Annotated in this window: 25 protein-coding genes and 2 pseudogenes; 26 read left to right on the forward strand and 1 reads right to left on the reverse strand. The window is 55.8% G+C overall.

From position 1 onward, the window contains the following. Window positions 1-20: 20 nt before the first annotated feature. The 18 genes and pseudogenes from ACJ8PL_RS04870 (at window position 21) to ACJ8PL_RS04955 (ending at window position 11,239) form a co-directional block, all read left to right on the forward strand. On the forward strand, window positions 21-473 hold the full coding sequence (locus ACJ8PL_RS04870) for a toxin YdaT family protein (protein WP_442530857.1): 453 nt from the start codon (window positions 21-23) through the stop codon (window positions 471-473). A gap of 24 nt (window positions 474-497) precedes the next feature. Next, complete coding sequence (locus ACJ8PL_RS04875; RefSeq protein WP_079451884.1) at window positions 498-722, forward strand: hypothetical protein; 225 nt, start codon at window positions 498-500, stop codon at window positions 720-722. A gap of 2 nt (window positions 723-724) precedes the next feature. Continuing rightward, window positions 725-1,528, forward strand: coding sequence for a replication protein (locus ACJ8PL_RS04880; protein ID WP_442530858.1), 804 nt, complete (start codon window positions 725-727; stop codon window positions 1,526-1,528). Beyond that, window positions 1,518-2,933, forward strand: coding sequence for a DnaB-like helicase C-terminal domain-containing protein (locus ACJ8PL_RS04885; protein ID WP_442530860.1), 1,416 nt, complete (start codon window positions 1,518-1,520; stop codon window positions 2,931-2,933). Before ACJ8PL_RS04880 ends, ACJ8PL_RS04885 begins: the two co-directional genes overlap by 11 nt. Before the next feature lie 44 nt (window positions 2,934-2,977). After that, entirely contained in the window at window positions 2,978-3,400 is a 423-nt protein-coding gene (locus ACJ8PL_RS04890; protein ID WP_243811154.1) for a hypothetical protein, read from the forward strand. A 3-nt stretch (window positions 3,401-3,403) separates the two neighbouring features. Further along, entirely contained in the window at window positions 3,404-3,646 is a 243-nt protein-coding gene (locus ACJ8PL_RS04895) for a hypothetical protein (RefSeq protein WP_060431580.1), read from the forward strand. Window positions 3,647-3,755: 109 nt separating this feature from the next. Further along, a complete protein-coding gene (locus ACJ8PL_RS04900; protein WP_442530862.1) occupies window positions 3,756-4,040 on the forward strand; it encodes a DNA adenine methylase in 285 nt (94 codons plus the stop codon). Between the two features lie 255 nt (window positions 4,041-4,295). Then, window positions 4,296-5,198: a hypothetical protein gene (locus ACJ8PL_RS04905; RefSeq protein ID WP_442530864.1), complete on the forward strand. Its 903-nt coding sequence runs from the start codon at window positions 4,296-4,298 to the stop codon at window positions 5,196-5,198. Then, window positions 5,192-5,395 (forward strand): annotated as a pseudogene (locus ACJ8PL_RS04910) (DNA cytosine methyltransferase); the annotation flags it as partial. The gene ACJ8PL_RS04905 and the pseudogene ACJ8PL_RS04910, both read left to right, overlap by 7 nt. Window positions 5,396-5,474: 79 nt before the next feature. Further along, entirely contained in the window at window positions 5,475-6,029 is a 555-nt protein-coding gene (locus ACJ8PL_RS04915; RefSeq protein WP_154618217.1) for a hypothetical protein, read from the forward strand. Window positions 6,030-6,470: 441 nt separating this feature from the next. Further along, on the forward strand, window positions 6,471-7,067 hold the full coding sequence (locus ACJ8PL_RS04920; protein ID WP_070559388.1) for a DUF1367 family protein: 597 nt from the start codon (window positions 6,471-6,473) through the stop codon (window positions 7,065-7,067). A gap of 8 nt (window positions 7,068-7,075) precedes the next feature. Next, window positions 7,076-7,381 carry a Ref family recombination enhancement nuclease gene (locus ACJ8PL_RS04925; protein WP_072269391.1) on the forward strand — a complete coding sequence of 102 codons (306 nt, stop codon included), beginning with the start codon at window positions 7,076-7,078 and terminating at the stop codon, window positions 7,379-7,381. A gap of 154 nt (window positions 7,382-7,535) precedes the next feature. Continuing rightward, window positions 7,536-7,832, forward strand: a complete 297-nt coding sequence (locus ACJ8PL_RS04930) for a hypothetical protein (protein WP_041034508.1) — start codon at window positions 7,536-7,538, stop codon at window positions 7,830-7,832. Between the two features lie 28 nt (window positions 7,833-7,860). Beyond that, window positions 7,861-8,340, forward strand: a complete 480-nt coding sequence (locus ACJ8PL_RS04935) for a hypothetical protein (protein ID WP_442530865.1) — start codon at window positions 7,861-7,863, stop codon at window positions 8,338-8,340. 10 nt (window positions 8,341-8,350) lie between these two features. Further along, complete coding sequence (locus ACJ8PL_RS04940) at window positions 8,351-8,569, forward strand: hypothetical protein (RefSeq protein WP_060426441.1); 219 nt, start codon at window positions 8,351-8,353, stop codon at window positions 8,567-8,569. 3 nt (window positions 8,570-8,572) lie between these two features. Beyond that, a complete protein-coding gene (locus ACJ8PL_RS04945) occupies window positions 8,573-10,195 on the forward strand; it encodes a portal protein (RefSeq protein WP_442530866.1) in 1,623 nt (540 codons plus the stop codon). Continuing rightward, window positions 10,195-10,428, forward strand: coding sequence for a Bbp19 family protein (locus ACJ8PL_RS04950; protein WP_342157456.1), 234 nt, complete (start codon window positions 10,195-10,197; stop codon window positions 10,426-10,428). Before ACJ8PL_RS04945 ends, ACJ8PL_RS04950 begins: the two co-directional genes overlap by 1 nt. Further along, window positions 10,415-11,239 carry a hypothetical protein gene (locus tag ACJ8PL_RS04955; protein ID WP_442530867.1) on the forward strand — a complete coding sequence of 275 codons (825 nt, stop codon included), beginning with the start codon at window positions 10,415-10,417 and terminating at the stop codon, window positions 11,237-11,239. Before ACJ8PL_RS04950 ends, ACJ8PL_RS04955 begins: the two co-directional genes overlap by 14 nt. 22 nt (window positions 11,240-11,261) lie before the next feature. Here the strand turns inward: ACJ8PL_RS04955 and ACJ8PL_RS04960 are convergent, their stop codons facing one another. Next, window positions 11,262-11,552, reverse strand: a complete 291-nt coding sequence (locus ACJ8PL_RS04960; protein ID WP_274985340.1) for a hypothetical protein — start codon at window positions 11,550-11,552, stop codon at window positions 11,262-11,264. Window positions 11,553-11,763: 211 nt separating this feature from the next. Here ACJ8PL_RS04960 and ACJ8PL_RS04965 point away from each other — a divergent pair, with 211 nt between their 5' ends. The 8 genes and pseudogenes from ACJ8PL_RS04965 to ACJ8PL_RS05000 all read left to right on the forward strand — a co-directional run bounded on the left by ACJ8PL_RS04965 (window position 11,764) and on the right by ACJ8PL_RS05000 (window position 23,053). Further along, entirely contained in the window at window positions 11,764-12,675 is a 912-nt protein-coding gene (locus tag ACJ8PL_RS04965; protein WP_428949657.1) for a phage capsid protein, read from the forward strand. 54 nt (window positions 12,676-12,729) lie between these two features. Continuing rightward, the gene (locus ACJ8PL_RS04970) at window positions 12,730-13,299 is read left to right on the forward strand and encodes a hypothetical protein (RefSeq protein WP_060426428.1); all 570 of its coding nucleotides are present in this window, start codon (window positions 12,730-12,732) and stop codon (window positions 13,297-13,299) included. 2 nt (window positions 13,300-13,301) lie between these two features. Further along, window positions 13,302-15,289 (forward strand): annotated as a pseudogene (locus ACJ8PL_RS04975) (hypothetical protein). Window positions 15,290-15,291: 2 nt separating this feature from the next. Beyond that, window positions 15,292-15,741 carry a GNAT family N-acetyltransferase gene (locus ACJ8PL_RS04980; RefSeq protein WP_442530869.1) on the forward strand — a complete coding sequence of 150 codons (450 nt, stop codon included), beginning with the start codon at window positions 15,292-15,294 and terminating at the stop codon, window positions 15,739-15,741. A gap of 2 nt (window positions 15,742-15,743) precedes the next feature. Beyond that, window positions 15,744-16,271, forward strand: coding sequence for a hypothetical protein (locus tag ACJ8PL_RS04985; RefSeq protein WP_274985345.1), 528 nt, complete (start codon window positions 15,744-15,746; stop codon window positions 16,269-16,271). After that, the gene (locus tag ACJ8PL_RS04990) at window positions 16,271-19,108 is read left to right on the forward strand and encodes a hypothetical protein (RefSeq protein WP_442530870.1); all 2,838 of its coding nucleotides are present in this window, start codon (window positions 16,271-16,273) and stop codon (window positions 19,106-19,108) included. The genes ACJ8PL_RS04985 and ACJ8PL_RS04990 overlap by 1 nt, the downstream gene beginning before the upstream one ends. Beyond that, on the forward strand, window positions 19,105-20,574 hold the full coding sequence (locus ACJ8PL_RS04995; RefSeq protein ID WP_442530871.1) for a hypothetical protein: 1,470 nt from the start codon (window positions 19,105-19,107) through the stop codon (window positions 20,572-20,574). The genes ACJ8PL_RS04990 and ACJ8PL_RS04995 overlap by 4 nt, the downstream gene beginning before the upstream one ends. 4 nt (window positions 20,575-20,578) lie before the next feature. Then, on the forward strand, window positions 20,579-23,053 hold the full coding sequence (locus ACJ8PL_RS05000) for a hypothetical protein (protein WP_274985348.1): 2,475 nt from the start codon (window positions 20,579-20,581) through the stop codon (window positions 23,051-23,053). Window positions 23,054-23,083 lie beyond the last annotated feature (30 nt).

A 23,083-nucleotide genomic window follows, 5' to 3' on the forward strand; every position in this document is an offset into this window, starting at 1 on the left:
CGAGCGACAGGAGACGCGAAGTGGAAAACATCGAGAAACTGAAAAACGAGATCGTGAGCTGGGCGGCGGAGCAGGGGCAGGAACACGTTGCCATCGAGATCACGCGCGCATGGTTCCTGCTCGGCGCCGACGGTGGCCGGGTTCGTCTGTATCCGATCGAGGATGAAACCGGCGCCGCCGACTGGCGAGCGATCAACACCAACCGGCAGGCGATATTTCGCCACATGCGCAGCGAGTCGAAAGCCGCGCGTGAGAAGGTGCAGGAGCTGGCCGACGCTATGCTCGCCGCTCTGCCGGCGGAACGTCGCGCCCGACTGGCCGGCCCGACTCAGCAGTATTTGCTGTCGGTGGCCATCCGTGAATTTGCCGCCGCGATTATCGCAATCCTGCTCGGCGCCTGTGACACCCCGCAGCGAATAGCAGGGGCGTTAATCGCCTTGCAGGAAACCCAGCGCCTGACCAGCGCCGCGTAAAAACTTTGTACCGAGGAAAGACCAATGCTCAATTCAATCGACCGCATCACCTGGCGGAACGGCTACAAGCTGAACGGCGCGCCAGCGCACCGGGAAGAGATCGAGCCAATTTTTGAAGGTCGGCGCGCTGCTGCGCTGTCGGTCTGGGAACAATACGAGCAGAGCAAGGCCGCGCTGCGCCAACTCAATTTATCGCCGGAGCAGTACCAGGACGCGTGCCGACAGATAGCGGACGCGCTGGGGATCTGACGATGAACACTTCCAAGCTTCTGATAAACGAGCCGCCGCTGCTGGTTATGCCGTCGCTAGCGGCCAAGATTGGGTTGAATGAAGCTATCTTGCTGCAGCAGATCCACTACTGGTTAAGCCGTTCTGAACACCGGCACGGCGGACGCGTCTGGTTTTACAGAACAGCGGCTGAGTGGTCAGAAGAATTAGTCTTTTGGTCTGACAGCACCATCAAGCGCACGCTGGCCAGTCTGGAATCTGCAGGGCTTATTTTGTCGGCGAAACTGCATCGCGAATTGCTGAATGATCCGTACACCCGCACCAAGTGGTACACGATAAATTATGACCAATTGGAAAAGCTAAGTTGCGTAAATGCATATGGTCAAAATGACCAAATGGCATGTGGTCAGAATGACCAGTTTTCATCTGGTCAAAATGACCAAATGTTACAAGAGAATACAACAGAGAATACTACAGAGATTACTGATGGTGGATCAGCTGGCGCTGATCACCCTGAACAGCCGCAGGCCGATCGGATGGATTATCAAAAAATCCTCGATGCCTATCACGCTACGCTGCCGGAAATGGCGACGGTGCAGATCCTGACGGATACCCGTAAGCGCACGCTGCGTAACTTCTGGAAGAAATTCAAGTTCAACGAAACCCGCTGGCAGGCATACCTGCAGTTTATCGCAGAGAACTGCCGGTGGATGCTGGAAGACCGGCCGAACGGCCGTGGTGGCCAGTGGCGCCGTAAAAACTTCGACTACCTGATCACCGAGCGCTGCTATGTCGCCGTGAAAGAGGGCCGCGCCGATGATCGATAACCTGCCGGCCGCGCCGTACAACATCGACCTTGAGCAGGCCATTCTCGGCAGCCTGATGCACAACACTGAGCACGACAGGGCGGCGGCAGTGTTCGGCCTGTTGAAACCGGAATCGTTCTACCTGGCGGCGCACCGGATAATTTTCACCGAGCTGCGCGCGCTGGTGAACGCCAGCCGACCGACTGACCTGATCACCCTGAGCGATTCGCTCGAGAACAAGGGCGTACTGGAGCAGGTAGGTGGGTTCGCGTACCTGGCTGAAACCGGCAGGAATACCAGCGTTCCCGCGATGGTCAGTTATGCGCATGCCGTGCGAGAGAAAGCCGTTCTTCGCTTCGCGCTGGAGAAGCTTTACGCCTGCGTTGAGCTGGTGGGTGCCAACAATGGCATGGACGCGGCGAACAAGCTGGCCAGCGTGCAGCAGATGATCACCGCCGTATCCGACCACGCGAAGACCGGCAAACGCGGAGGCCTGCGCGCAGCGGGCGACGTGATCGGCGAATGGGTGGACGAGATGGATCGCCGATTCCAAGACCCGGACAGCGCCGCCGGCCTGACGCTGGGGATCGAGAGCCTCGACCGGCTGATGTACCCAAAACAGGTGCTGCGCGGCGCGCTGGTTGTGGTGGGCGCCCGCCCGAAGATGGGCAAAACCGCGCTGTACAACAAAATCAGCGCGCACTTTGCGTTGAACCACCGACTGCCGACGCTCGTTTTCAGCCTGGAAATGACCGACCGGGGGATCATCGAGCGAATGGTCGCACAGGAAGCCCGCGTGAAATCGGAGATTTTCTACGTTGGCGCCCACGACGACAGCGATATGGCGCGCGCCATGGCCAAGGCCACCGAGCTGGCCGAGTCAAATCTGATGATCGATAGTACGCCGGGCGTAACGCTGGCGCACATCGTGGCGGAGTGCCGCAAAGTGAAGCGCCAGCGCGGCACGGTGGGGCTGGTGGCGATCGACTACCTGACCCTGATGAAAGCCGAGGAAGCCGAGCGCCGCGATATTGCGTATGGCGATATAACCACCGGCCTGAAAAATCTGGCCAAAGAATTGGATTGCCCGGTGCTGCTGCTGACCCAGCTGAACCGCAAACTCGAAGACCGCGCCGACAAGCGCCCGGTGCCGAGCGACAGTAAGGACACCGGCCAGATCGAGCAGGATTGCGACGTGTGGATCGGCCTGTACCGCGACGCCGTATACACCAAAGGCGCCGACCCGCAGCTGATGGAAGTGATTTTGCGCCTGAACCGCGAGGGCGCTACTGGCACCGCGTATGCGCTGCTGGAAAACGGATATATCCGAGACATAACTGACGAGGAGGCCGCGCGCCGGGCGCAAACCGGGCAAACGAGAGAGCGGCGTTACGCCGACAAGAACGAAGCGACAAAGAGTTTTTAACCGGCGCCTGACCAGCGCTTGAACGACCAAAACGAGGAAAGACCATGAGCACTATCAACGAAATGATCCGCGATAAGCGGTTTGTGATGGATGACGGCTGCGACCACGCGCCGGCGATTCTCGACCGCATCAACCAGGCAGCCCGCGCCCGTTCCCGCGCGCCGTACTGCCCACCTCCGAAACCCCAGCGCGTCGCCCGGCCGGCAGCCGAATCCGGCCCGATCGTCAAAATTGGCGATCGCATCAGCTACGGCCGCCGGGTGATGACCGGCATCTATGAGCTGCAGCGCCTAGGACGCTCCCCCGAAAGTATCGCGCTGATGCTCCGCATGCCGCTCGATAAGGTGCTGCACATCCTGAAGCCTCTAACGGCCGTACGCCGCGAAATACAGAAAAGCGTGGCAAGTGGGTTACCCCCACGTGAAAAAGACGTCATGCGCCGTCTGGCGGCCGAATCGAGGGCATAAACCATGGCCGGGCAATCGGACTATCTACCGCCCGGCCTGCCATTCAATCGAGGCGCCTGGACGCAGGAACAACGCGATTTAGAGCAGTTCGACCTGCGCGCCTGTGGCCTGGTACGCGACTTATTCGCGAGGAAGATCACCCGCACCAAGGTGCTGGTGGCGATTGAAGAGGCGCCGGAGCAATACCGGGAACATTTCAGAGCACGCCTGAATTACTGGCGTGATCGCAGAGAGGGGAAGGGATAATGACACATTTTAAAGGTTGGGCGATCAACAACCCGTGGGCGGCGCTGTTCTATGCATGCGCGATTTTCTGGGTTGTTGTTGCGGCGACGGTCGTGCTGGTGGTGCTGGTATGACGGAAATCAAATCACCAGCGTTGCGTTATCATGGCGCTAAATTCCGCCTGGCACCATGGATTATTGAGCACTTGCCAGACCACACCTGTTACGTTGAACCATTTGGTGGCGCAGCTGGCGTATTGCTGAGGAAAAAACGCAGTTACTCAGAGGTTTACAACGATATTGATGGGGATGTGGTGAACTTATTCAAAGTGTTACGCGATCCTGCCAACAATGCTCGCTTACACGCACTTTGCGCATTGACCCCTTATAGCAGAGATGAGTTCAACGCCGCTTAAGATTAATGGAATGGTTTTGATTTCTGGCTACGACTCCGAGCTTTATAACGACTTGTTAAGAGGGTGGCGTAAGGTAAAAAAAACAGCGAGAATAAGTGCTGGAAGAGGTACTAAAACTAGAACCGAATGCTTGTGGATTAGTCCAAACTCAGCGTGATATTTTTTGGATTAATTTCTTTGTGAATTATTAGTTGGTTTATTAATTCGAGGGCATCTACAGCATCATGATTTGTATGCGAACGCTATGGAGGCATTATGAGTTCAAAGGCAAAGAAAATAGATAACACAGAACAAGATGATAGCAAAAATAATGTTTGTGGGATAATTATGCCGATAGCGGATACTCCGACGTATCCTAAAGGACATTGGACAGATGTGTATAATATTTTAAGTGAAGCAGCTAGTAGCGCTGGTTTTGAACCAAATATGGTAAGTTTTGATGATGATGTAAGTGTAATTCAAAAGCGAATAGTTCAAAATATTTATAATAATCCAATAGTTGTGTGCGATATAAGCGCTCGCAATGCCAATGTGATGTTTGAACTTGGTATGAGACTAGCATTTGATAAACCTACCGTAATAGTCAAAGATGAGAAAACACCGTATTCCTTTGATATTTCATCTATAGAGCATCTCGAGTATCCGAGTGATTTACGATATCAAGCTATAAATGACTTTAAGGAAAAACTAGCCGGGAAAATACAAGAAACCCACAAAAGGGCTACGACCGATCCTGAATACACCACATTCTTAAAACACTTTGGAACATTCAAGGTTGCGAAGTTAGATGAAAAAGAGGTGGGGGTTAACGAGATTTTCCTGGAGGAACTTAAAGAGATAAAAAGGGTTTTAAATAGTGCTATTAAAAATGATAATAATATCGGGTATGTAAAGAATAATTCTTCCCTTGGATCAATTATAAGTGAGCGCGAATTTAAACCAACCACTAAATACTTCTATCAGTTCAGAGAGCCTAATCTTGGAAATAGATTTGATGAGTTCGTTAATATAATTGAAAGGTTTGATCGTGCACACGCAATGGGGTTTATTGGCGCGGATAAGATTAATGGTGATTCGGCTACTGTGTTCTACAATCGCCCTCAAAATAAGAAGTTATTAGAAAACATGCGAATGGAAGTGGCTCAATATTTTGCATAAGCGAGCTTGAACCGCGCGAGCTGTATAACGCAAATGACTTCCCGCGTAGCTACATCATCGGTCAGGATATTGACGGCACCCGCTGGCCTAAATTGTAGCAGGTTGCGCGTTGTGGTAACTCTGTACCGCCGCCGTTCGCGGAGGCGCTAGCGAGGGTGAATATACCGAAATATTGTGTTAGGGAAATGGCAGCCTAATATCATCGGTGGTACTTACTGAGTGCCACAGGATGTGTACTCAAGTAATATCGTGCCAACACAAATAACAGGAGATAATGTGGATTCGTATCTTTCATATCAATCATTGGTTGCCGCTAGAGAAACAGCTGATTGGGCCTTTCTGTCAATGATTGGAACCTGGTTTTCTGGGGTGGCAACATTTTTGGCCGTGTGTGTGTCACTTCATCTGGGATTAAAGAAACCAAAAGCTCGCATCAGTTGTAGAGTTGGAGAGTCAGTAACTTTTACTGGTCCGTATCAAACGAAGGGCGTATCTATTGTTATTACTAATCTAGCTTTGAATACAGTAAAAATTACATCCATAAATTGGGTCTTTAAAAAAGATATTTCGTTTTTCCAGCCATTTAACTCCCCTAGATCTATGCAACTGCCACAGAAACTGGATTACGGAGAGCAGGCAGTTTTCTGGATAGATTTAGATGGCAATTCTGAATGGATAGAAAAAATAGCCAAAGGATTAAAAGAGCAGGGAGGAAAAACCAAAGATTTTAGATGCGAGGTGAGCGTTACAACTGGTGAAAGTTTTACCTTCGAGATAAGTAAGTCGCTCATGAATAAAATTGAAGAAAACTACTTGAAAGCTTCCCAATAAAACGAGATTTTTCCTCCTCCAGAAACCACCTCATACGGTGGTTTTTTCACATTCTAGAACCCACTGTTGGATGTGGTGGATTTTGCTCACACGTCACACAAAAGCACTGTGCGTATAAACAGTGTTTTTTGTGCCATAATCCTCCCGTGAGATTTGTTGTGCCGGGGAGTAAGCAAAGAGTGATTATAGAACAAGACATTATAAACAATTTACCATACGACGGCCGCGTGCTGCTGAGGTGCGAGGGCGGTCGAGTAACGAGCGCGCGAAAACTTCGAGATAATGAGCATGTAGCATCACTTAACGCGTTGATTGATATAGCTAAACGGTCTGGTTATTCGGTTGTTTCACCTGACGGTATTGCGCTATAATTAGTGTGCTGGACTGAACACCCAGCACACCATAAATCTGAACAACTGCTGCGCTACTGGAGAGCACCCAATGGCGCAGTATTCGTTTGTAAAATCCGCAGGAAATTTGTTAGTGCCGGCCACCCCGGACGCGATCGAATTCCTGAAAACCAAAGTGAAGATCGGCGCCGTCCTGTATGCCGATTTTAGCCAGGCTCGCAACCCGGCATTTCACCGCAAATATTTCTCCCTGCTGAATCTCGGCTTCCAGTATTGGGAACCGACAGGCGGCGCCATATCGCCGACCGACAAAGAGCTGATCACAGGTTACGTGAAATTCCTCGCGTATTACGCTGGGAACGAAAGCACGCTGCAGGCAGCCGCCGACGAGTATCTGCAAGACGTGGCAGAAAAGCGCGCCGGGAATATCTCTGCCGCAAAATCGTTCGAGGCATTCCGCGCCTGGGTAACGATCCAATCTGGCCATTACACCGCATATCAGATGCCGGATGGCAGCGAGCGCAAAGAACCCCGCAGCGTATCGTTCGCAAAGATGGACGATATTGAGTTCGCCCAGCTCTACAAAGCCACAATCGACGTGCTCTGGAATTTCATCCTGTTCCGCTCGTTCCCCAATCAGCAGGCTGCAGAAAACGCCGCCTCCCAACTGCTCAGCTACACGGCATAGGGGGAGCCATGGCGACCAAAGACGAAAAGCAATGGTTATCCGACGTGGCAGATCTTGGCTGCGTCGTCTGCCGCAATCTGGGTTACGGATCATCCCCTGCAGAAATACACCATATCCGCACAGGACAGGGAACAGCACAGCGCGCCACTCATAAGCAAACCCTCCCATTATGCCCACCGCATCACCGCACTGGCGGCCACGGTGTAGCCGTACACGCAGGAAGGAAAACATGGGAGAAAAATTACGGCACTGAGCTGGAATTGCTCGATCAGGTTAATCGGGAAGTGGAGGAATTGCGCGAATGCAGAATTTAATCCTATCCCTAAGACCAGCAGGAAATAGCGAAAAGTCACAGAGCGCCAAGCGGTGGAAAAGAACAAAATCCTGTTTGGTCCATCTTCTCGCAATGGCCGGCGGCGTGTTCGTCTCTCTCTATGCTCGCGCACGCGCGCGTTTAGGGGGCTGATCATGCCTCTCGTCGCAACATTCCGCACCGACTGGTTTCGCGTGATTACCGATATCAACCGCACACGCATGGCAACGCAGAGCATCGCCGAGGAATTGGGCGTGTCGAAATCTGCCGTTCTCGGCTGGAAGTCGGGATCTGAACCGCGTCACGGCGACGGGGAGGCGCTGATCGCTCTCTGGTGCCAGGCTACGGGCTCAGACCGTAGCAACTTGCCGACCGTGCTTTACCGGCAATGGTGGACGTTTAAGCGCCCGGTAATTGGTCGGGAATCCGACCGCAAGCAGGGCAGACAATGACCGCTCAACAACCCAAGGAGTAAATGCAATGGCTCGACCACGTAAAAATCTCGAGGTGCCTGGACAGGAAAACCAACAGCCGAAAGAAAACGCCACTGACGCGGTGCTGTTGAATTCTGTCGTGCAACAACCAGCAAACACGCCTGAACAGCTGAACGACGCCACCGCTGGCGCCACGGTGATTACCGCAGGCGATGACAAATCGGCGATTGTGCAGCAGCGCGTCGCAAAACTGCTCGACGGCGCAGCACTGGAAGAGCGCAACACGATTCTGTCCGGGCTAAACGAGCAGGGCGCCGCCGTTATCGCTCGATTTGAGGCGCTGGAGTTCCTTGACGCTGACGATCGCAGCCTGACCGACAACCTTGAATTCATCACTCTGGTGAAGAAGGCCACCGATGTGGCTACCGGCGGCGCTGGCCCGATGGTGACGAACGAAGAGGGCAAGAAGCAGCCGGCACCGGGCAAACCTGTTTTAACCGAACACGGCTGGCACGTACCAGGCTAAGGAAATCGTGATGTGTGGATCGACACCGAAAGTTGTTCAGAGCGACCCGCAGGCCGAGGCAGACGCGGCAGCCGACGCTGCGGCTAAAGCCTCAAACGCCGACGCGGCAAGCCGTAAGAAGCGCAAAAAGGGCTCGTCATTGCTGGCCAGTGGCGCACAGGGCGCGGCCGATTCCGGCGACTCGCTGCTCGCAAGCGGTGCGCAGGGCAAACCAACGCTGGGAGCGTGATTGATGGACGACACCGCCGCAAGGCTGATTAAACGCGTGAACACGCTCAAAGCCACCCGGCAGATGCATGAAAGCGTCTGGCGGGAGTGCTACGACTACACGTACCCGCTGCGCGGCGCTGGCTTTTCGTCTGAGGTGCTGGACGCTCAGAGCGCTAAGCACAAGGTGGCCAAGCTGTTGGACGGCACGGCGACCGATAGCTCGCGCATGCTGGCGTCCGCTCTCATGTCCGGCATGACGCCGGCAAATGCGCAATGGCTGAACCTCGACAGCGAATCCCTGCCGGACGATGCCAAGGCGTGGCTTTCTACCTGCGCAACGCTGGTGTGGGAAAACATCCACGCTGCCAACTTCGACGCCGAGGGCTACGAGGCAAATCTCGATGTGGTGTGCGCTGGTTGGTTTGTGCTGTACGTCGATGAAGACCGGGACGAGGGCGGCTATTCATTCCAGCAGTGGCCACTGGCGCAGTGCTACGTTGCATCGACCCGCAAGGATGGCATTGTCGATACGATTTTCCGCTGCTATCAGCTGACCGCCGAGCAGGCGATCGCCGAGTTTGGCCAAGATGCTGTAAGCGAGAAGATCCGCGACGCCGCCAAGAAAAAGCCAGACGACAAATTTGATTTTCTGCACGCGATTTTCCCGCGCACGAATTACATGGTTAACGCGCGCCTGGCTAAAAACCTGCGCTTCGCGTCGTACAACATCGATGTGACCGCAAAAAAAGTGGTGCGCGAATCCGGCTACCACGAATTCCCCTGCTGCGTGCCGCGCTGGATGAAAATCCCCGGCGGTTCGTACGGCATCGGCCCGGTTTATGACGCGCTGCCGGACTGCAAGGAGCTGAACGAAACCAAACGCATGGAGAAAGCCGCGCAGGACTTGGCGATTTCCGGCATGTGGATCGCCGAGGATGACGGCGTGCTTAACCCTCGCACGGTGAAAGTGGGGCCGCGTCGCATCATCGTGGCCAACAGCGTAGACAGCATGAAGCCGCTGCTGACCGGCTCAGACTTCAACGTCGCATTCACCGCTGAGGAGCGTCTGCAGGCGTCAATCCGCAAGATCATGATGGCCGACCAGCTGCAGCCGCAGGACGGCCCGGCCATGACAGCCACCGAGGTGCATGTGCGCGTCGCGCTGATCCGCCAGCTGCTGGGGCCGGTATACGGACGATTCCAGGCGGAATACCTGCAGCCGCTGGTTGAGCGCTGTTTCGGTATCGCGTTCCGCGCTGGCGTGTTCCCTGAGCCGCCGGAAAGCATGAACGCCGCCAACTTCAACGTGCGTTATATCTCTCCGCTGGCGCGCGCACAGAAGCTGGAGGACGTCACGGCGATTGAGCGTTACGCCCAGAACGTTATGCAGCTGGTGCAGGTTTACCCGGACATTATCGACAACATGGACAGCGACGAAGCAAGCCGCGTTGTCGGCGAGGCGCTGGGTGTGCCGGCCAAGGTTATTCGCTCGTCGGCGGACGTGTCCACGCTGCGCGACCAGCGCGCCAAGGCGCAGCAACAACAACAGCAACAGGCTCTGCTGATGCAGGCCGGCCAGCAGGCGGCAGGCGCTGCGGGACAGAGCGCTGGTGAAGCAATTGGCCAACAACTGGCGGGGGGCTGATGGGCATCAAGCAAGTTTCACCACTGGATTACAAACGGCTGTTTGAAGAGACGGCCGGCGGCACCGAGGTGCTGGACGAATTAACCCGGCGATTCGGTGGATCAATTTTTGTGAAGGGCGGCCCAGAGGGTGACCGCCAAACCTGTTTTAAGGCCGGGCAACGTGACGTGCTCGATTTCATTTTGCGCCAGCTTAATCTGGCAGACGGAGTAAACGACGATGTGGAAGCTTAAACACTTATTGATGAATGCAGCCGGCGAAGGTGGGGAAGGTGGCGGTACTGGTGACGGCGGCAACCCAGGTACCGGCGATGGCGGCAGCACTTCCTTGCTGAGCACCGGCGCACAGAATCAGCCAGGTGGCGATGATTGGGTGCCTGAGAAATTCCGCGTCATGGGCGATGACGGGAAACTCAATATCGAAGGATCCGCGCGTAAGCTGGCCGAGTCCTACACGCACCTGGAAAAGCAGCGCGGCACCAGTGCGGCACCAAAAACCGCAGACGAGTATGCGCCTACTGTTGAGGTTGAGGGCTTCAAGTGGGACGAGTTCAAGGCCGACCCTGAGATGCAGGGATTCCTCAAGGCGGCTCACGCCAAGGGCATCACCAACGATCAGATGGGCTTTATCCTTGGTGAGTACATGAACCGTGCTCCGGCGCTGGTGGGCGGTGCTGCAGAACTGGATCAAGAGGCGGCGGCTACCGAGCTGCGCGGTACGTGGAAAACCGATGCGGAATTTCAGAAAAATATCGGGCTAGCGCACCGCGCATTTATGTCGCTGGCTGACCCTGCCGACCAAGGCAAGATGGACGAAATCGGCAACAACCCGATGGTGATCCGCATGCTGGCGAAAATCGGCGCGGAGATGGGCGAGGATACCCCCGTAGGAAATGGACAAATCAATCTCGAAGAGCAACAGAGCATCCGCGACCTGATGAAGTCCGAGGCTTACAGCAACCCGAAACACGCCGATCACGAACGTGTGTCTGCCCAGGTGCGCGCGTTCTACCAGAAAACCTACGGCGACCAGGCTATTGCATAAACAAAAGCCGGCTCAAAGCCGGCTATTCATTTTCCAACATTCCCACATAAGGCGGGTCAATTCCGACTCTCAATTTATGAGTGTACTGGCTTGCTTTAATCACACTCTTTACAGGGTAATCTTTGAAAGAATTCCAACGTAGCGTTTTAGTAAACCAAGCATAACGATTTCCTCCCTCATCAATCAAAATCACGCGACCTTCCGGATCTACGGCGTCGCCAGGTCTATCTCCATTAATCACGAAATACTTCCCGGGAGGAAAACCAAAGCAAACCATGTTAATCATGGCCAAATTGGATGAATTGCTTAACATTGCTTCCTCCAAAAGAAAATTGGCTCAAGTAGGATGTGCCCCACCCATTTGGTCGGGATTCCGACCGCCCACCTCACACATTATCACTCCAACAGCCCGGCGTGGTAGCCGGATAACTGGTATCTCCCGCCAGGCGTACGCGCCACTCGCCTGGTGTATTCAGGGCCGGTAACCCGATAACCCGCAGGCGATAATCTTTGGAGTGATAAAAATGGCTTTTGATCCGAACAAGAACATGATCACCGCCGCCTTTGTGCAGCAGTTCCATGATTCTTTCGAAATCGCATCGCAGCAGAAGGACTCGCGCCTGCAGGCTGCCGTAAACGATCGCGGGATGATTACCGGCGCGTCGTTCACCATCAACGATATGGGCACCATCGAAATGAACCCAATCACCGAGCGCTTCGGCGATACGGTGTGGGATCTTCCTGAAGCGGGTACCCGTAACGCACTGATGGCGGATTACGGCGTGTTCGTGCCGGTGGAGAAACGCGACCTGCGCAAACTGATCGCCGACCCGCAGGGGCCATATCTGCAGCTGACCCTGGCGGCCGCGAACCGCAAAAAGGACGACGTGATTTATCGCGCGTTGCTGGATACCGTCCTGCGCAAAACCTCGAACACTGGCGCCTATGCTCCTGTGGCGCTGCCGGCGTCTCAGAAGATTGTGGCCGGCGGTACCGGCATGACCAAGGCCAAGCTGATCGCCGCCAAGGCCATGTTTCGCCGCAACGAGTGTGACGAGCAGAACGGCGAAGAGCTGTTCATCACGTACAACGCCGACATGTTGACGCAGATCCTGAGCGACACCACCCTGACCAGCGCCGACTTTATGGCGGTGAAAATGCTGCAGGAAGGTGCGGTGTCTGGTAACTGGTTGGGCTTCAAGTGGTTGGCATACGAAAAACTGGACTCGGCCAGCGCTGGCGATCCGGCTGTCACCACCAAGACCGCCGCCGCCTGGTGCAAGTCCGCGGTGCATTTCGGTACCGGTGCAGAGTACAACACCGATATCGGCCCGCGCCGCGACAAGAACAACACCATTCAGATTTCTGTCGATGCGTCCTATGGCGCCGGCCGCGCAGCCGAAAACAAGGTTGTCGCGATCGACTTCACCGCTTAATGCCAGCGCTCCCTTGCCGGGGGTAACACCCCGGCCTTTTTTATCAGGTGATCTATGGCTAACAACTTCGCGATCAGCATCTGTTCAAATGCACTGCTTGCCCTCGGTGCGCACCCAATCAACAGTTTTGACGAGAACAACGAGCACGCCCGCCTTTGCTCAAATATTTATCCCACCGTTCGTAACGACCTGCTGCGAAAACATCCGTGGAATTGCGCAGTAAAGCGCGTTGTGCTCTCACCGAGCAGCACCGCACCGGCGTTCGGATTTTCGTTTCAGTTCCCGTTACCGGGTGACCTGCTGCGTATTCTTTCGGTGGGTGAAGCCTGGGACGATATCCCGTATCGAATCGAGGGTAAGAAGCTGCTGGCAAACCAGAGCGTGATCCGGCTGCGTTACATCTTCCGCAACGAGGATGAATCAACCTGGGACGCCGCGCTGGTGAACCTTGCCGAAGCCACTATGGCGGCAAAGCTTGCCTACGCTGTCACGGCCTCGGCCAGCCTGCGCGACAGCCTGACGCAAGAGGCGGCGTATTTGCTGCGCCAGGCCAAAGCCATTGATGGCCAGGAAGATCCGCCGGAAGAGCTGGGCGGCTATCCCACATACGAATCGAGGTTCTGACCGTGCGCGCTAACCTGATAAAAACCAATTTCACGGCAGGCGAGATTTCACCGCGCCTGATGGGCCGCGTTGATATTTCGCGGTACGCCAACGGCGCCAAGCAGATCGAAAACGCGGTTTGCGTGGTGCAGGGTGGGGTTATGCGTCGCCCTGGCACTCGCTTTGCAGCAGCGGCCAAATATGGCGACCGTAACGCACGGCTGATCCCTTACGTTTTCAACCGCTCTCAGGCGTACGTGCTGGAGTTTGGCGACGGCTACATGCGGATTTTCCAGAATGGCGCGCAGCTGGTAAACGACGACAACACTCCGTATGAAATCGCCAGCCCGTACAGCTCCGCCATGCTGCCGGCCGTGAATTACGTTCAGGGGGCTGACACCATGTTTCTGGTGCACCAGGGCGTTAAACCGCACCGACTGCAGCGACGCGGGCAACTTGATTGGGTGCTCGAGCCATGCCCGTTCATCGTTGAGCCGTTCGACGAAATCCGCGACACGCCGGAAAAGTGGTGCAAGCCGTCGGTAAAAGAGTTCGTTGGTTCAGAAATCACGCTAACACTGAGCGACGACGAGCCGCCAGAGGATGGAGACGGCGATCTTACTGGCGATGGCTGGGTGGCGGAGGATGTCGGCTCATACGTCCGCATTAACAGCGGGCTGGTGCTGATTAAAAGCGTGACCAGCGCGCAAAAAGCCGTGGGCGTTATCCGCACAGACCTCACCGCCACACAGGCAGCGTCGCCGGGTGCATGGACGCGCGAGGATACGGTATGGACGGACGAATTTGGTTACCCCGGCGCCGTGACGCTGTACCAACAGCGCCTCGTTCTGGCCGGATCGATACGGTACCCGCAAACCATCTGGTTCAGCGAAACCAGCGTTTATTTGTCGTTTGAGCTGGGTACTGACGACGACAAGGCGATCAGCTTTACGCTGTCGTCTGACCAACTCAACCCTATTGTGCACCTGGCACAGATGAACACGCTGATCGCTCTGACGTACGGCGGAGAATTCACGATCACCGCCGGCAACGATGCGGCGATCACCCCGACGAATATCTCGGTGAAAAACCCCAGCCCATACGGCTGCAACGGGATCTGCCCGGTGCGCGTGGGTACCGAAATCATGTTCGTGCAGCGCGCTGGCCGAAAACTTACGCCGTGGCCTATGACCCGGACAGCTTTGTTTCGTATTCGGCCAACGATATGACGGTGCTGGCGGAACACATCACCGCTGGCGGGGTGATCGATATGGCGTACCAGCAGCAACCTGATGCCTTTATCTGGCTGGTGCGCACCGATGGCGTGATGGTGACGATGGCAATCGACCGGGCGCAGGAGGTTATCGCCTGGTCACGGCAGATCACCGCCGGCGGCTTTGAATCGGTGGCATCTATTCCGTCAGACCGTAACGATGTGGTCTACGCGCTGGTGCGTCGGGAGATCGGCGGCCAGCAGGTTCGTTACGTCGAGGTGTTCGACTCCACGCTGTATACCGACGCCGCCGTAACCGGCAGCAGCGAGGCCGGCGCAACGACGTGGTCAGGGTTAAATCATCTCGAGGGGCAGACCGTCGATATTGTTGCTGACGGCTCAGTGATGCCTGTACAGGTGGTTTCCAGCGGTCAGATCACGCTGACAAGAAAAGCCTACCGCGTGGAAATCGGTCTGCACTTCGAGTCAACGATTCAAACGCTCACGCCAGAGGTGGGAACCACCGAGGGCACCACGCAGAGCGCCAAGAAGCGCACCAGCGAAGTGACGATGCGATTTCTTGAAACCACGGGCGCCGAGTGCAACGGGACGATCATCCCGTTCCGCACCTTCGGCCCCGCGATTCTCGATAAGCCAGCGCCTTTGTTCACCGGCGATCACTACTTTGGAAAATTGGGCTGGGAGAAAGGCGAGGACACGTTGCTTATCCAGCAGCGCCAGCCGCTGCCGTTCCACCTCCTGTCCATTATCACCACTTTCACCAGCAACGGGGGCTGACAATGATCCGCAACGCAACCGCCGGGGATATCCCGGCACTGATTGAACTTGGCGCCCGCATGTACCTTGAATCGCGCTACGCGGAAAACTCCCCATTCGACGAGCAGAAGTGCGCCGAACTGGCGCAGCACCTGATCGCCGCTCATGGCGGGTGCGTGCTGGTTGCCGAGCGCGATGGCCAGGTGATCGGCTGGCTGGCAGGCGGCATCGCCGAGCAGTGGTTTTCGCGCAAACTGGCGGCGTTCGAGTACGGGCTGTTTATAGCGCCGGAGCACCGCGGCGGATCTGCTGGCCCGCGCCTGGCTAAAACCTTTATTGCGTGGGCCGCTGACCATGGCGCCGCCGTTATCAATATGGGCATCACCACCGGCGTGCATGAAGAACGCACCGGGGCGATGTATGAACGTTTTGGCCTGTCGCGCACTGGCCTGTTGTATTCGAGGGAGATTTGATTATGTGCACAGGTGTGGAAATAGCCCTTGTCGCATCATCGGTGCTGGCTGCCGGCGGCGCTGCTGCAAGCGGTATTCAGCAGCAGAAAATGGCGAACTACCAGGCAGACCAGGCAAACGCCGACGCTGAGTCCGCACGCGCATCAGCGCGCGTACAAGCCGACAGGATACGCAAGGCAGGGCGTGAGCAGGCCGCACAGGCAAACGCGGCGCTGGCGGCGTCTGGCGTAGAAACTGGCGAGGGTACGGCGCTGCGTATCACTTCAGGCATCACTGGCGACGCAGAGCAGGACGCCTACACGACGATCCTGAACGGCATGAACACCGGCGCGCGGTACAACGCACAGGCGCAGGCCGACCGACTCAGCGGCCGCAATGCGGCGACGTCCGGATATATCAACGCGGGCAGCTCGCTGCTGTCTGCTGCCGGCGCCGGTTATTCGGGCTGGAAAAAGGCCAATCCAACAACCACGACGAATACCGGCACCGCGGCGTCGAATAACATGTTCTCGAATATGGGGGTACGCTGATGCGGATACCTACCGGAAATTTTGGCAATGTGGTGCCGGAGGCCCAGCGTACGCGCATTGACGTTGGGAACGTTGGTGCTCCTGCAAATGCATTGCAGCACCTAGCGACTGTCGGGATCGGTGTTGCCGAAGATCAGCAGCGACGAATTGCCCAGGATAACCAGAGCCAACTGCAGGCATCGGCTCTACAGCTTGATGATTTCAGCAACGGGCTGGTTAACGATCCTGACCATGGCTTACTGGCACAGCAGGGAACAAATGCGGAAGGTGCTACCAAAAATTACACTAGCCAGTACGAGGATTTTGCTAACAAGCTGGTCGCAGGGTTGCCAGAGGAAGTGCGTCCACAGTTCCAGCAAATGGCCATCGCAAAGCGCATTCAGCTCGAGCGCACGGGGTTAACCCATGAGATGAGCCAGCGCCGCCAGGTGGAGCAGGGTAATTTTGAGTCGACCATAGCGAACAGCTCCACGCGTGCCCAGAGCTATTGGGGTGACAACGTTAATTATCAGTTAGAGGTTGGTAGCGCGCAGCAGCAGATCGCTGAGTATGGTAAGGCTCACGGCTGGACGCCGGAACAAGTAACCGAACAACAAAATAATTACGTTAAAACAACCGCATATAAAACCATGGAAAATTTGGTTGCGTCGGATGCGGCAACTGCTGTTCGCCTGATGGGAGAGCCATCTGATGCCGGCGGCGCAATACGCTACAGCGGTACGAAGCAATTTGGCGGAACCCCAAATGATACTCAGGGCATGGTAGCGTCGGGAAATATTGATCTCTTGCATCGACCGACGGTTAAAAATTCAGATGGCACGATCAGCACCGTTCGCACGATTTCGATCGGTACCGATGAAGGCGAAGTGCTTATCCCAACGGTTAGTGATGATGGAAAAATTCTTTCCGATGATGAGGCGATTGCCGTTTATGAAAAAACAGGTAAACACCTTGGCATCTTCGACAATCCAGATGATGCAACGAAATACGCGGAGCGGCTGCATTCTGATCAGGAAAAGCTTTATGTAAAACCTAACAGCTCGCAGCCACTTGGCATTCGCAATAACAACCCCGGTAACCTGGTTAAAACTGCCAATACCTGGGACGGGGAAGTAAAAGGCGATGGTCGTTTTGCGTCGTTCGCCACACCGGAACACGGGCTGCGCGCGCTATGTAAAAATCTGCTGGCCTACAACAAACGCGGTTACACCACGGTTGAGCAAATTATCGGGCGGTGGGCGCCACCCAACGAAAACGACACTGCAGCCTACACGGCGGCGGTATCCAAGGCGCTCGGCGTACCGGCTGACAAACGTCTTGATTTGACCGATATCAACACGCTTACTGCGCTGTGCGCCAGCATCACCCAACACGAAAATGGCAGCAATCCCTATTCGCAAGAGCAGATCACCACCGGCGCTATGGCTGCGTTGGGTATGACCGCCTTGCCCCAGCCAGAAGGTGGAAATTTGCGTGCGGCTGGCGCAGCAACAGCGGTTACTCAGCTCGACCCGGTACAGCTGGCGCAACTGCGTAGCATGGCGCAAGGGCAGTTAAGCCAACAGCAGCGTGAATATCGTGCCGGGCTGGAAAGTGAGCTGAAAGACTTCAACGCCGTAGCCTACCAGGGCAAGAGCTATCCACGCGAGTTTAGCGAGGGCGAGTTTGTCCGCGCTTATGGATATGACGCCGGACAAAAAGAGTACGCCAGCTACCTCGATACGCGCCAACTTAGCCGCGACATTTCGGTTGTACAACAGCTATCTCCGGGCGGTCAGCAGGCGCTGCTTAACGCACGCGAGCCGGTACCCGGCGAAGGGTTCGCCGAATCGTCTAAGCGATACGAAACCTTGCAAAAAGCCGTGGCGTACGTGAACAAGGTACGTGAAGCCGATCCCATCCTTTATGCCGCCGGCCAGCAGCAGGTTAACCCGCTGGATATGCAATCCCCTGAGGCGTTCGGCAGCAGCCTGACAAACCGCGCCAGCGCCACCCCAGAGATCGCCCGGCACTACGGAACGCCGTTAACCGTATTTTCAAAGGCAGAAGCATCGCAGATTGGCGAGATGCTGCGTACAGCGCCGGCGTCGCAGTCAGTTGCCTACCTGGATGCGATGCGCCAGGGGTTAGGGACAGGCGCGCAGTATTCATCAGCGCTGCAGCAGGTTAGCAGTTACGCCCCATCCGCTGCTGTTGCGGGCGCGATTATGGGTAAGAGCGGTAATGTGATCGGTAAGTCCGGATGGATCTCAGACTCCATGGTAAACCCCGATGATGCGGCAAAAACAATCATCGAAGGGGCGAATGCTCGGGCTGGGATCACCACCAAAGTGAATGGGGTGGAGAACAAAACGAAAGGAATCGAGATACCGAAAGATTCCGATCTGCGCCCGGATTTCGTTGATGCAGTCGGGAATGCCTTTGCCGGAGATGCGGCCGGCGCGTCACAGGCCTATGAGGTGGCCAAGGACTACTACGCTGGGCTGATGGCCAAGAAGGGCGATGTTTCTGGCGAATATGACCGTGACGCATGGACTCAGGCAATCAACGTCGCGACGGGTGGCGTTTACGATTACAACGGGCAGGGAGAGGTTTTGCTACCGTGGGGAATGTCAGAGGGGCAATTTGATTCTGCCGTAGACACCGCGTGGCAATCCCAGATCGTTGATGCCGGCATCAAGGCGCCGCCTGGGCAATATGGGCTGCAAAGCTTTGGCGACAGCCAATACCTGATAAAGCTGGGCGCCGGCTACCTGCTAGGTAAGGACGGTAATCCGGTCGTGCTCCGCATCAACGCTGAGCGCGTTCGCCTCGGAAACGGAGGGATACCGCAGTGAGTTATTTCGGATTTAACCAGGCGCAGCAAAACAGGGAACTGGCGGCGGCAGCAGAAAACCCAATCGGCTCCGCCCGCTCTGATGCTGATTTTTTTGAAGGCGCATTCACTGCCCCTTTCAAGGGGCTTTACGCCGGGGTTACACAGGCCGATCAAGTTGCCTGGGCAGGCGTGGATGCTTTTGTTTCGCCGATCTCCCGGGCAGTCAATGACACATTTGGGGTAAACGACACTTCTGAAAGTTTCATCAAGAATCAGCGAAAGCTGGCGGAACAGCAGGTGCGGGCGTTAACGCCTGATGCCGGAACCACCGGTACCGCCGGGCAGGTGCTTTTCTCTCTGGCGGAGGTGGGTGGGCAGGCGGCGGCTGGCACGTTGTTGGGTGGGTTGCCTGGCGCCGCGGCAACAGTTGGCGGCCTGCAGGGCTTTTCAGATTACGAGAAGTCTCGCGCTGACGGTGTGGATTATGGCACCGCTGTAGAAAAAGCGCTGGTAACTGGAGGGACAGCGGCGCTTGGCGCAGTTCTTCCTATGTCTCTCGGCCTTCGTGCCGGTGGTGCAGTAGCTGAAGGTGTTGGCGCCGCTCTAACTTCCGGCGGTACAGCTGTAGGCGCTGCTGCCGGTACTGCTGCGCGGGCGGTACCTGACCTGCTTTATTCCGCAGGTACCAACGTCGCGATGGGCATGGCACAGAGGGGTTTATCAGCGGAGATCCTACGACGCGGTGGCTATGAGGATATGGCCCGCCAGTACGATGTTTTCGATAACCAGGCGTTGGCGGTCGACGCCGTGCTCGGCATAGCTTTCGGCGGGCTTGGTCGATTTATCAATAGCCGGGGCGAAAGCGTGGCGGTACGCAGCGCAGAGCCGGCAGAGATCGACGCGGCGCTGACTTCAAGCTCTCACCTCAACTATGAGGTTACGGCATCGCCTGGTGTTCCTGTAAGCGTCCTATCACGCAATGCGCATGCCCGCGCCATGGATAAAGCCATGACTGATGCGCTCGCTGGGCACCCGGTAGACGTCGGTTCATTGATGGATGGAGCCGAGTTTATTCAGCGCCGCCCGCGTGTCGATCTGGCATCGCAAGAGGTGCGTAAGGCGATGGGATTACCTGATGCCGTAATTCGCGATACTGACGCGGTTCGTTTCGACGATGTGGCCGGCGCCAATTACCTCGCCACACCGAAACCCAGAACGCGAGAGCAGATCCAGCAAGATGAAGTTGCGGGCGCTGAGCGCGCCATTCGCGGGGATGATTCCCGCGCAGCGGAGGCCGACACACTGGAGGCGCAGCGCGCCATTTCCGACAACCCGGATCTGCAGGTTCACGTCGTAAACCCAGATGACAGCACAACGATGGTAAGGGCAGCCGATCTGATGGCTGAGGCCGATCGCGATGTGGCCAATGCCCAACATGATGCAAATTTATTTGATGTGGCCGTGAGCTGCTTCCTGAGGAGATAATTTCATGAGAGACGAGTGCATTCAGGCGATCACTTCTGCATCACAGCGACCACTCACCGCCGCAGAAATAAAAGGGATTGAAGATCGCATCGTGAAAAATATGCGCAACCTCGCGCGTAACGATCCAGCCTCATGGCGCAGTCTTAGCGAAGCGGAACGCATGCAGCGCGCCGGGCAGATGGCGGCCGAAGAATTGCAGCGAGAGGCCTCACTGAAAAAGCGGCGTGTAGCCTTAACCATTGCCGCGCGCCAGCGCCTTGATAACTACATCAACAGCTACCAGGGCAAGGATGGAAAGCTAGAGGCGCTAAACCGCACTATAGCTTTTCATGCGGACGGCAAGGCTAATTTTCTTTCCGTTGAGTCGAGAACCAAGGCGACCCGCGATTATGCTCTGAGCCAGTTGGAGGAGCTTTTCGAAGCTATCGATCCGCGCTTCTTCCAGCTGTTTGAGGACAATCAAGGTGTGCGCGATCTGGTCTACGAGATGCGTGGGCAGGAAACTGGAAATCAGCGGGCGAAAAAAGGCGCCGAAGCGTGGCGCCGCGTCGCAGAACTGCTGCGCCAGCGCTTCAACGATGCCGGCGGCGATGTAGGGTTCCTGGAGGATTGGGGGCTGCCGCAGCATCATTCCATGGAGAAGGTGGGAAAAGCATCACAGGATGAATGGGTGGGCTTTGTCGTTGGGAAACTCGACCGCAACAAATATGTGAAAGAAAACGGCGAGATGATGAATGATGCGGAACTTGCCGCGTTCCTGGGCAACGCCTACAAAACTATCGCTACTGGAGGCATGAACAAGCTGGGCGACAGCGGGCTGCGGGTTTCCGGCGCCCGGGCAAATCGCGGGAGTGCTGAACGGCAGATTCATTTTCGTGATGCCGAAACCTACCTCGAATACCAGCAGCACTTTGGCGAAAAATCGATGTGGGACATTTTGGTAAATCACATTGATGGCGTGAGCAAGGATATCGCGCTGGTGGAAACCTACGGGCCTAACCCTGATCACGTATTCCGGTCTCTGTTGGATCAACTGACCAGCGAGACAGCAAAGGCAAACCCGCAGCGGTCAGGGCGTATTAATCGCCTGCGTAACAGTACCGAGAGCCTTTACAATTTTGTTGCCGGAAAAACGCAACCCATCGCGAACCCACATATTGCGCGCTGGTCGGATAACGTCCGAAACTGGCTTGTTGCAACACGGCTCGGTTCGGCGCTGATCTCTTCACTTTCGGATAATGGCACGATGTACCTTACCGCCAAAGTGAACAATCTGCCCATGGCGCAGCTGTTGCGTAACCAGTTGGCAGCCATGAATCCGGCGAACAAAGAAGAGCTACGGCTTGCGCGCGGCGCCGGCCTATCGATGGAAACGCTGATCGGCAGCGTGAACCGCTGGGCGACCGACAACATGGGCCCGTCGGCGTCACGCTGGACGGCCAACGCGGTTATGCGCGCTAGCGGCTTGTCTGCCTGGTCGGATGCCCATAAACGCGCCTATGGCGTCACCATGATGGGCGGCGTGGGTAATCTGGTGCGTCAGCATGGAAGCCTTGGGAAAATTGCTGCTGATGATGGCCGGATCCTCAAAAGCAAAGGGATTACAGAACACGACTGGAGCATTTGGCGCCTGGCCGAACAAGAGGATTGGGGGAACGGTAATACAACCATGCTCACCCCGGAAAGCATCATGCGTATTCCGAATGAAAAACTCGAGGCATTTGGTAACCCGGAGCGCGTGAAGTTTGAGGCGATGCGCAAACTGCTAGCCGCCGTTTCCGAAGAGGTTGATATGGCGGTGATCTCGCCCGGCGCGCGTGACCGAATGATCGCTGGCGCTGGTATGCAAAGAGGGGAGTGGAAAGGAGAATTGGTGAGAAGCTTTTTCTTGTTCAAATCATTCCCAATCTCGGTGATGATGCGGCATTGGTCGCGCGCGATGGGAATGCCATCAGCCGGCGGCCGGGCTGCATACCTCGCGACGTTTCTGGCCAGCACAACGATCTTGGGTGCAATGTCTCAGCAAATCAGCGATATGATCGCAGGTAAAAATCCCCGCGAAGCTTTTGGCGAAAAGGCACCACAATTTTGGTTTAACGCGCTGCTTAAAGGTGGTGGTTTGGGGCTGTATGGGGATTTTCTGCTATCTGACCACACGCGATATGGATCCGGTGCGCTGGCCTCCATGCTCGGTCCGGTGGCTGGATTGGTTGATGATGCGATCAAGTTGGCGCAGGGCGTGCCGCTAAATGCCGTCGAAGGAAAGCCAGAGCAGACAGGTGGTGATACCGTGAAGTTTGTGAAAGGTCTAATCCCTGGACAAAACCTGTGGTACACAAAAGCCGTTTTGGATCATATGATATTCAACCAAATGCAAGAGTATTTCTCTCCTGGCTATTTGCGCAGGATGGAGAAACGCTCACGCAAAGAGTTCAATCAAACCTACTGGTGGCGACCTCAGGATAGGCTGCCTCAGTAATGGGGGTACCTTGATTACGCTGATTGTTAT

It is taken from the genome of Serratia sp. CY83965 (assembly GCF_052166375.1).
In the GTDB taxonomy this organism is placed as follows: domain Bacteria; phylum Pseudomonadota; class Gammaproteobacteria; order Enterobacterales; family Enterobacteriaceae; genus Serratia; species Serratia marcescens.

What these genes read in the sequence shown, in the direction of transcription:
- ACJ8PL_RS04885 (WP_442530860.1), top strand. Translation starts at nt 1,518, where the DNA reads ATGATCGATAACCTGCCGGCCGCGCCGTACAACATCGACCTTGAGCAG.
- ACJ8PL_RS04875 (WP_079451884.1), top strand. Translation starts at nt 498, where the DNA reads ATGCTCAATTCAATCGACCGCATCACCTGGCGGAACGGCTACAAGCTG.
- ACJ8PL_RS04905 (WP_442530864.1), top strand. Translation starts at nt 4,296, where the DNA reads ATGAGTTCAAAGGCAAAGAAAATAGATAACACAGAACAAGATGATAGC.
- ACJ8PL_RS04925 (WP_072269391.1), top strand. Translation starts at nt 7,076, where the DNA reads ATGGCGACCAAAGACGAAAAGCAATGGTTATCCGACGTGGCAGATCTT.
- ACJ8PL_RS04980 (WP_442530869.1), top strand. Translation starts at nt 15,292, where the DNA reads ATGATCCGCAACGCAACCGCCGGGGATATCCCGGCACTGATTGAACTT.
- ACJ8PL_RS04960 (WP_274985340.1), bottom strand. Translation starts at nt 11,552, where the DNA reads ATGTTAAGCAATTCATCCAATTTGGCCATGATTAACATGGTTTGCTTT.
- ACJ8PL_RS04965 (WP_428949657.1), top strand. Translation starts at nt 11,764, where the DNA reads ATGGCTTTTGATCCGAACAAGAACATGATCACCGCCGCCTTTGTGCAG.
- ACJ8PL_RS04935 (WP_442530865.1), top strand. Translation starts at nt 7,861, where the DNA reads ATGGCTCGACCACGTAAAAATCTCGAGGTGCCTGGACAGGAAAACCAA.
- ACJ8PL_RS04930 (WP_041034508.1), top strand. Translation starts at nt 7,536, where the DNA reads ATGCCTCTCGTCGCAACATTCCGCACCGACTGGTTTCGCGTGATTACC.
- ACJ8PL_RS04920 (WP_070559388.1), top strand. Translation starts at nt 6,471, where the DNA reads ATGGCGCAGTATTCGTTTGTAAAATCCGCAGGAAATTTGTTAGTGCCG.
- ACJ8PL_RS04900 (WP_442530862.1), top strand. Translation starts at nt 3,756, where the DNA reads ATGACGGAAATCAAATCACCAGCGTTGCGTTATCATGGCGCTAAATTC.
- ACJ8PL_RS04890 (WP_243811154.1), top strand. Translation starts at nt 2,978, where the DNA reads ATGAGCACTATCAACGAAATGATCCGCGATAAGCGGTTTGTGATGGAT.
- ACJ8PL_RS04945 (WP_442530866.1), top strand. Translation starts at nt 8,573, where the DNA reads ATGGACGACACCGCCGCAAGGCTGATTAAACGCGTGAACACGCTCAAA.
- ACJ8PL_RS04950 (WP_342157456.1), top strand. Translation starts at nt 10,195, where the DNA reads ATGGGCATCAAGCAAGTTTCACCACTGGATTACAAACGGCTGTTTGAA.
- ACJ8PL_RS04955 (WP_442530867.1), top strand. Translation starts at nt 10,415, where the DNA reads ATGTGGAAGCTTAAACACTTATTGATGAATGCAGCCGGCGAAGGTGGG.
- ACJ8PL_RS04970 (WP_060426428.1), top strand. Translation starts at nt 12,730, where the DNA reads ATGGCTAACAACTTCGCGATCAGCATCTGTTCAAATGCACTGCTTGCC.
- ACJ8PL_RS04895 (WP_060431580.1), top strand. Translation starts at nt 3,404, where the DNA reads ATGGCCGGGCAATCGGACTATCTACCGCCCGGCCTGCCATTCAATCGA.
- ACJ8PL_RS05000 (WP_274985348.1), top strand. Translation starts at nt 20,579, where the DNA reads ATGAGAGACGAGTGCATTCAGGCGATCACTTCTGCATCACAGCGACCA.
- ACJ8PL_RS04990 (WP_442530870.1), top strand. Translation starts at nt 16,271, where the DNA reads ATGCGGATACCTACCGGAAATTTTGGCAATGTGGTGCCGGAGGCCCAG.
- ACJ8PL_RS04880 (WP_442530858.1), top strand. Translation starts at nt 725, where the DNA reads ATGAACACTTCCAAGCTTCTGATAAACGAGCCGCCGCTGCTGGTTATG.
- ACJ8PL_RS04940 (WP_060426441.1), top strand. Translation starts at nt 8,351, where the DNA reads ATGTGTGGATCGACACCGAAAGTTGTTCAGAGCGACCCGCAGGCCGAG.
- ACJ8PL_RS04985 (WP_274985345.1), top strand. Translation starts at nt 15,744, where the DNA reads ATGTGCACAGGTGTGGAAATAGCCCTTGTCGCATCATCGGTGCTGGCT.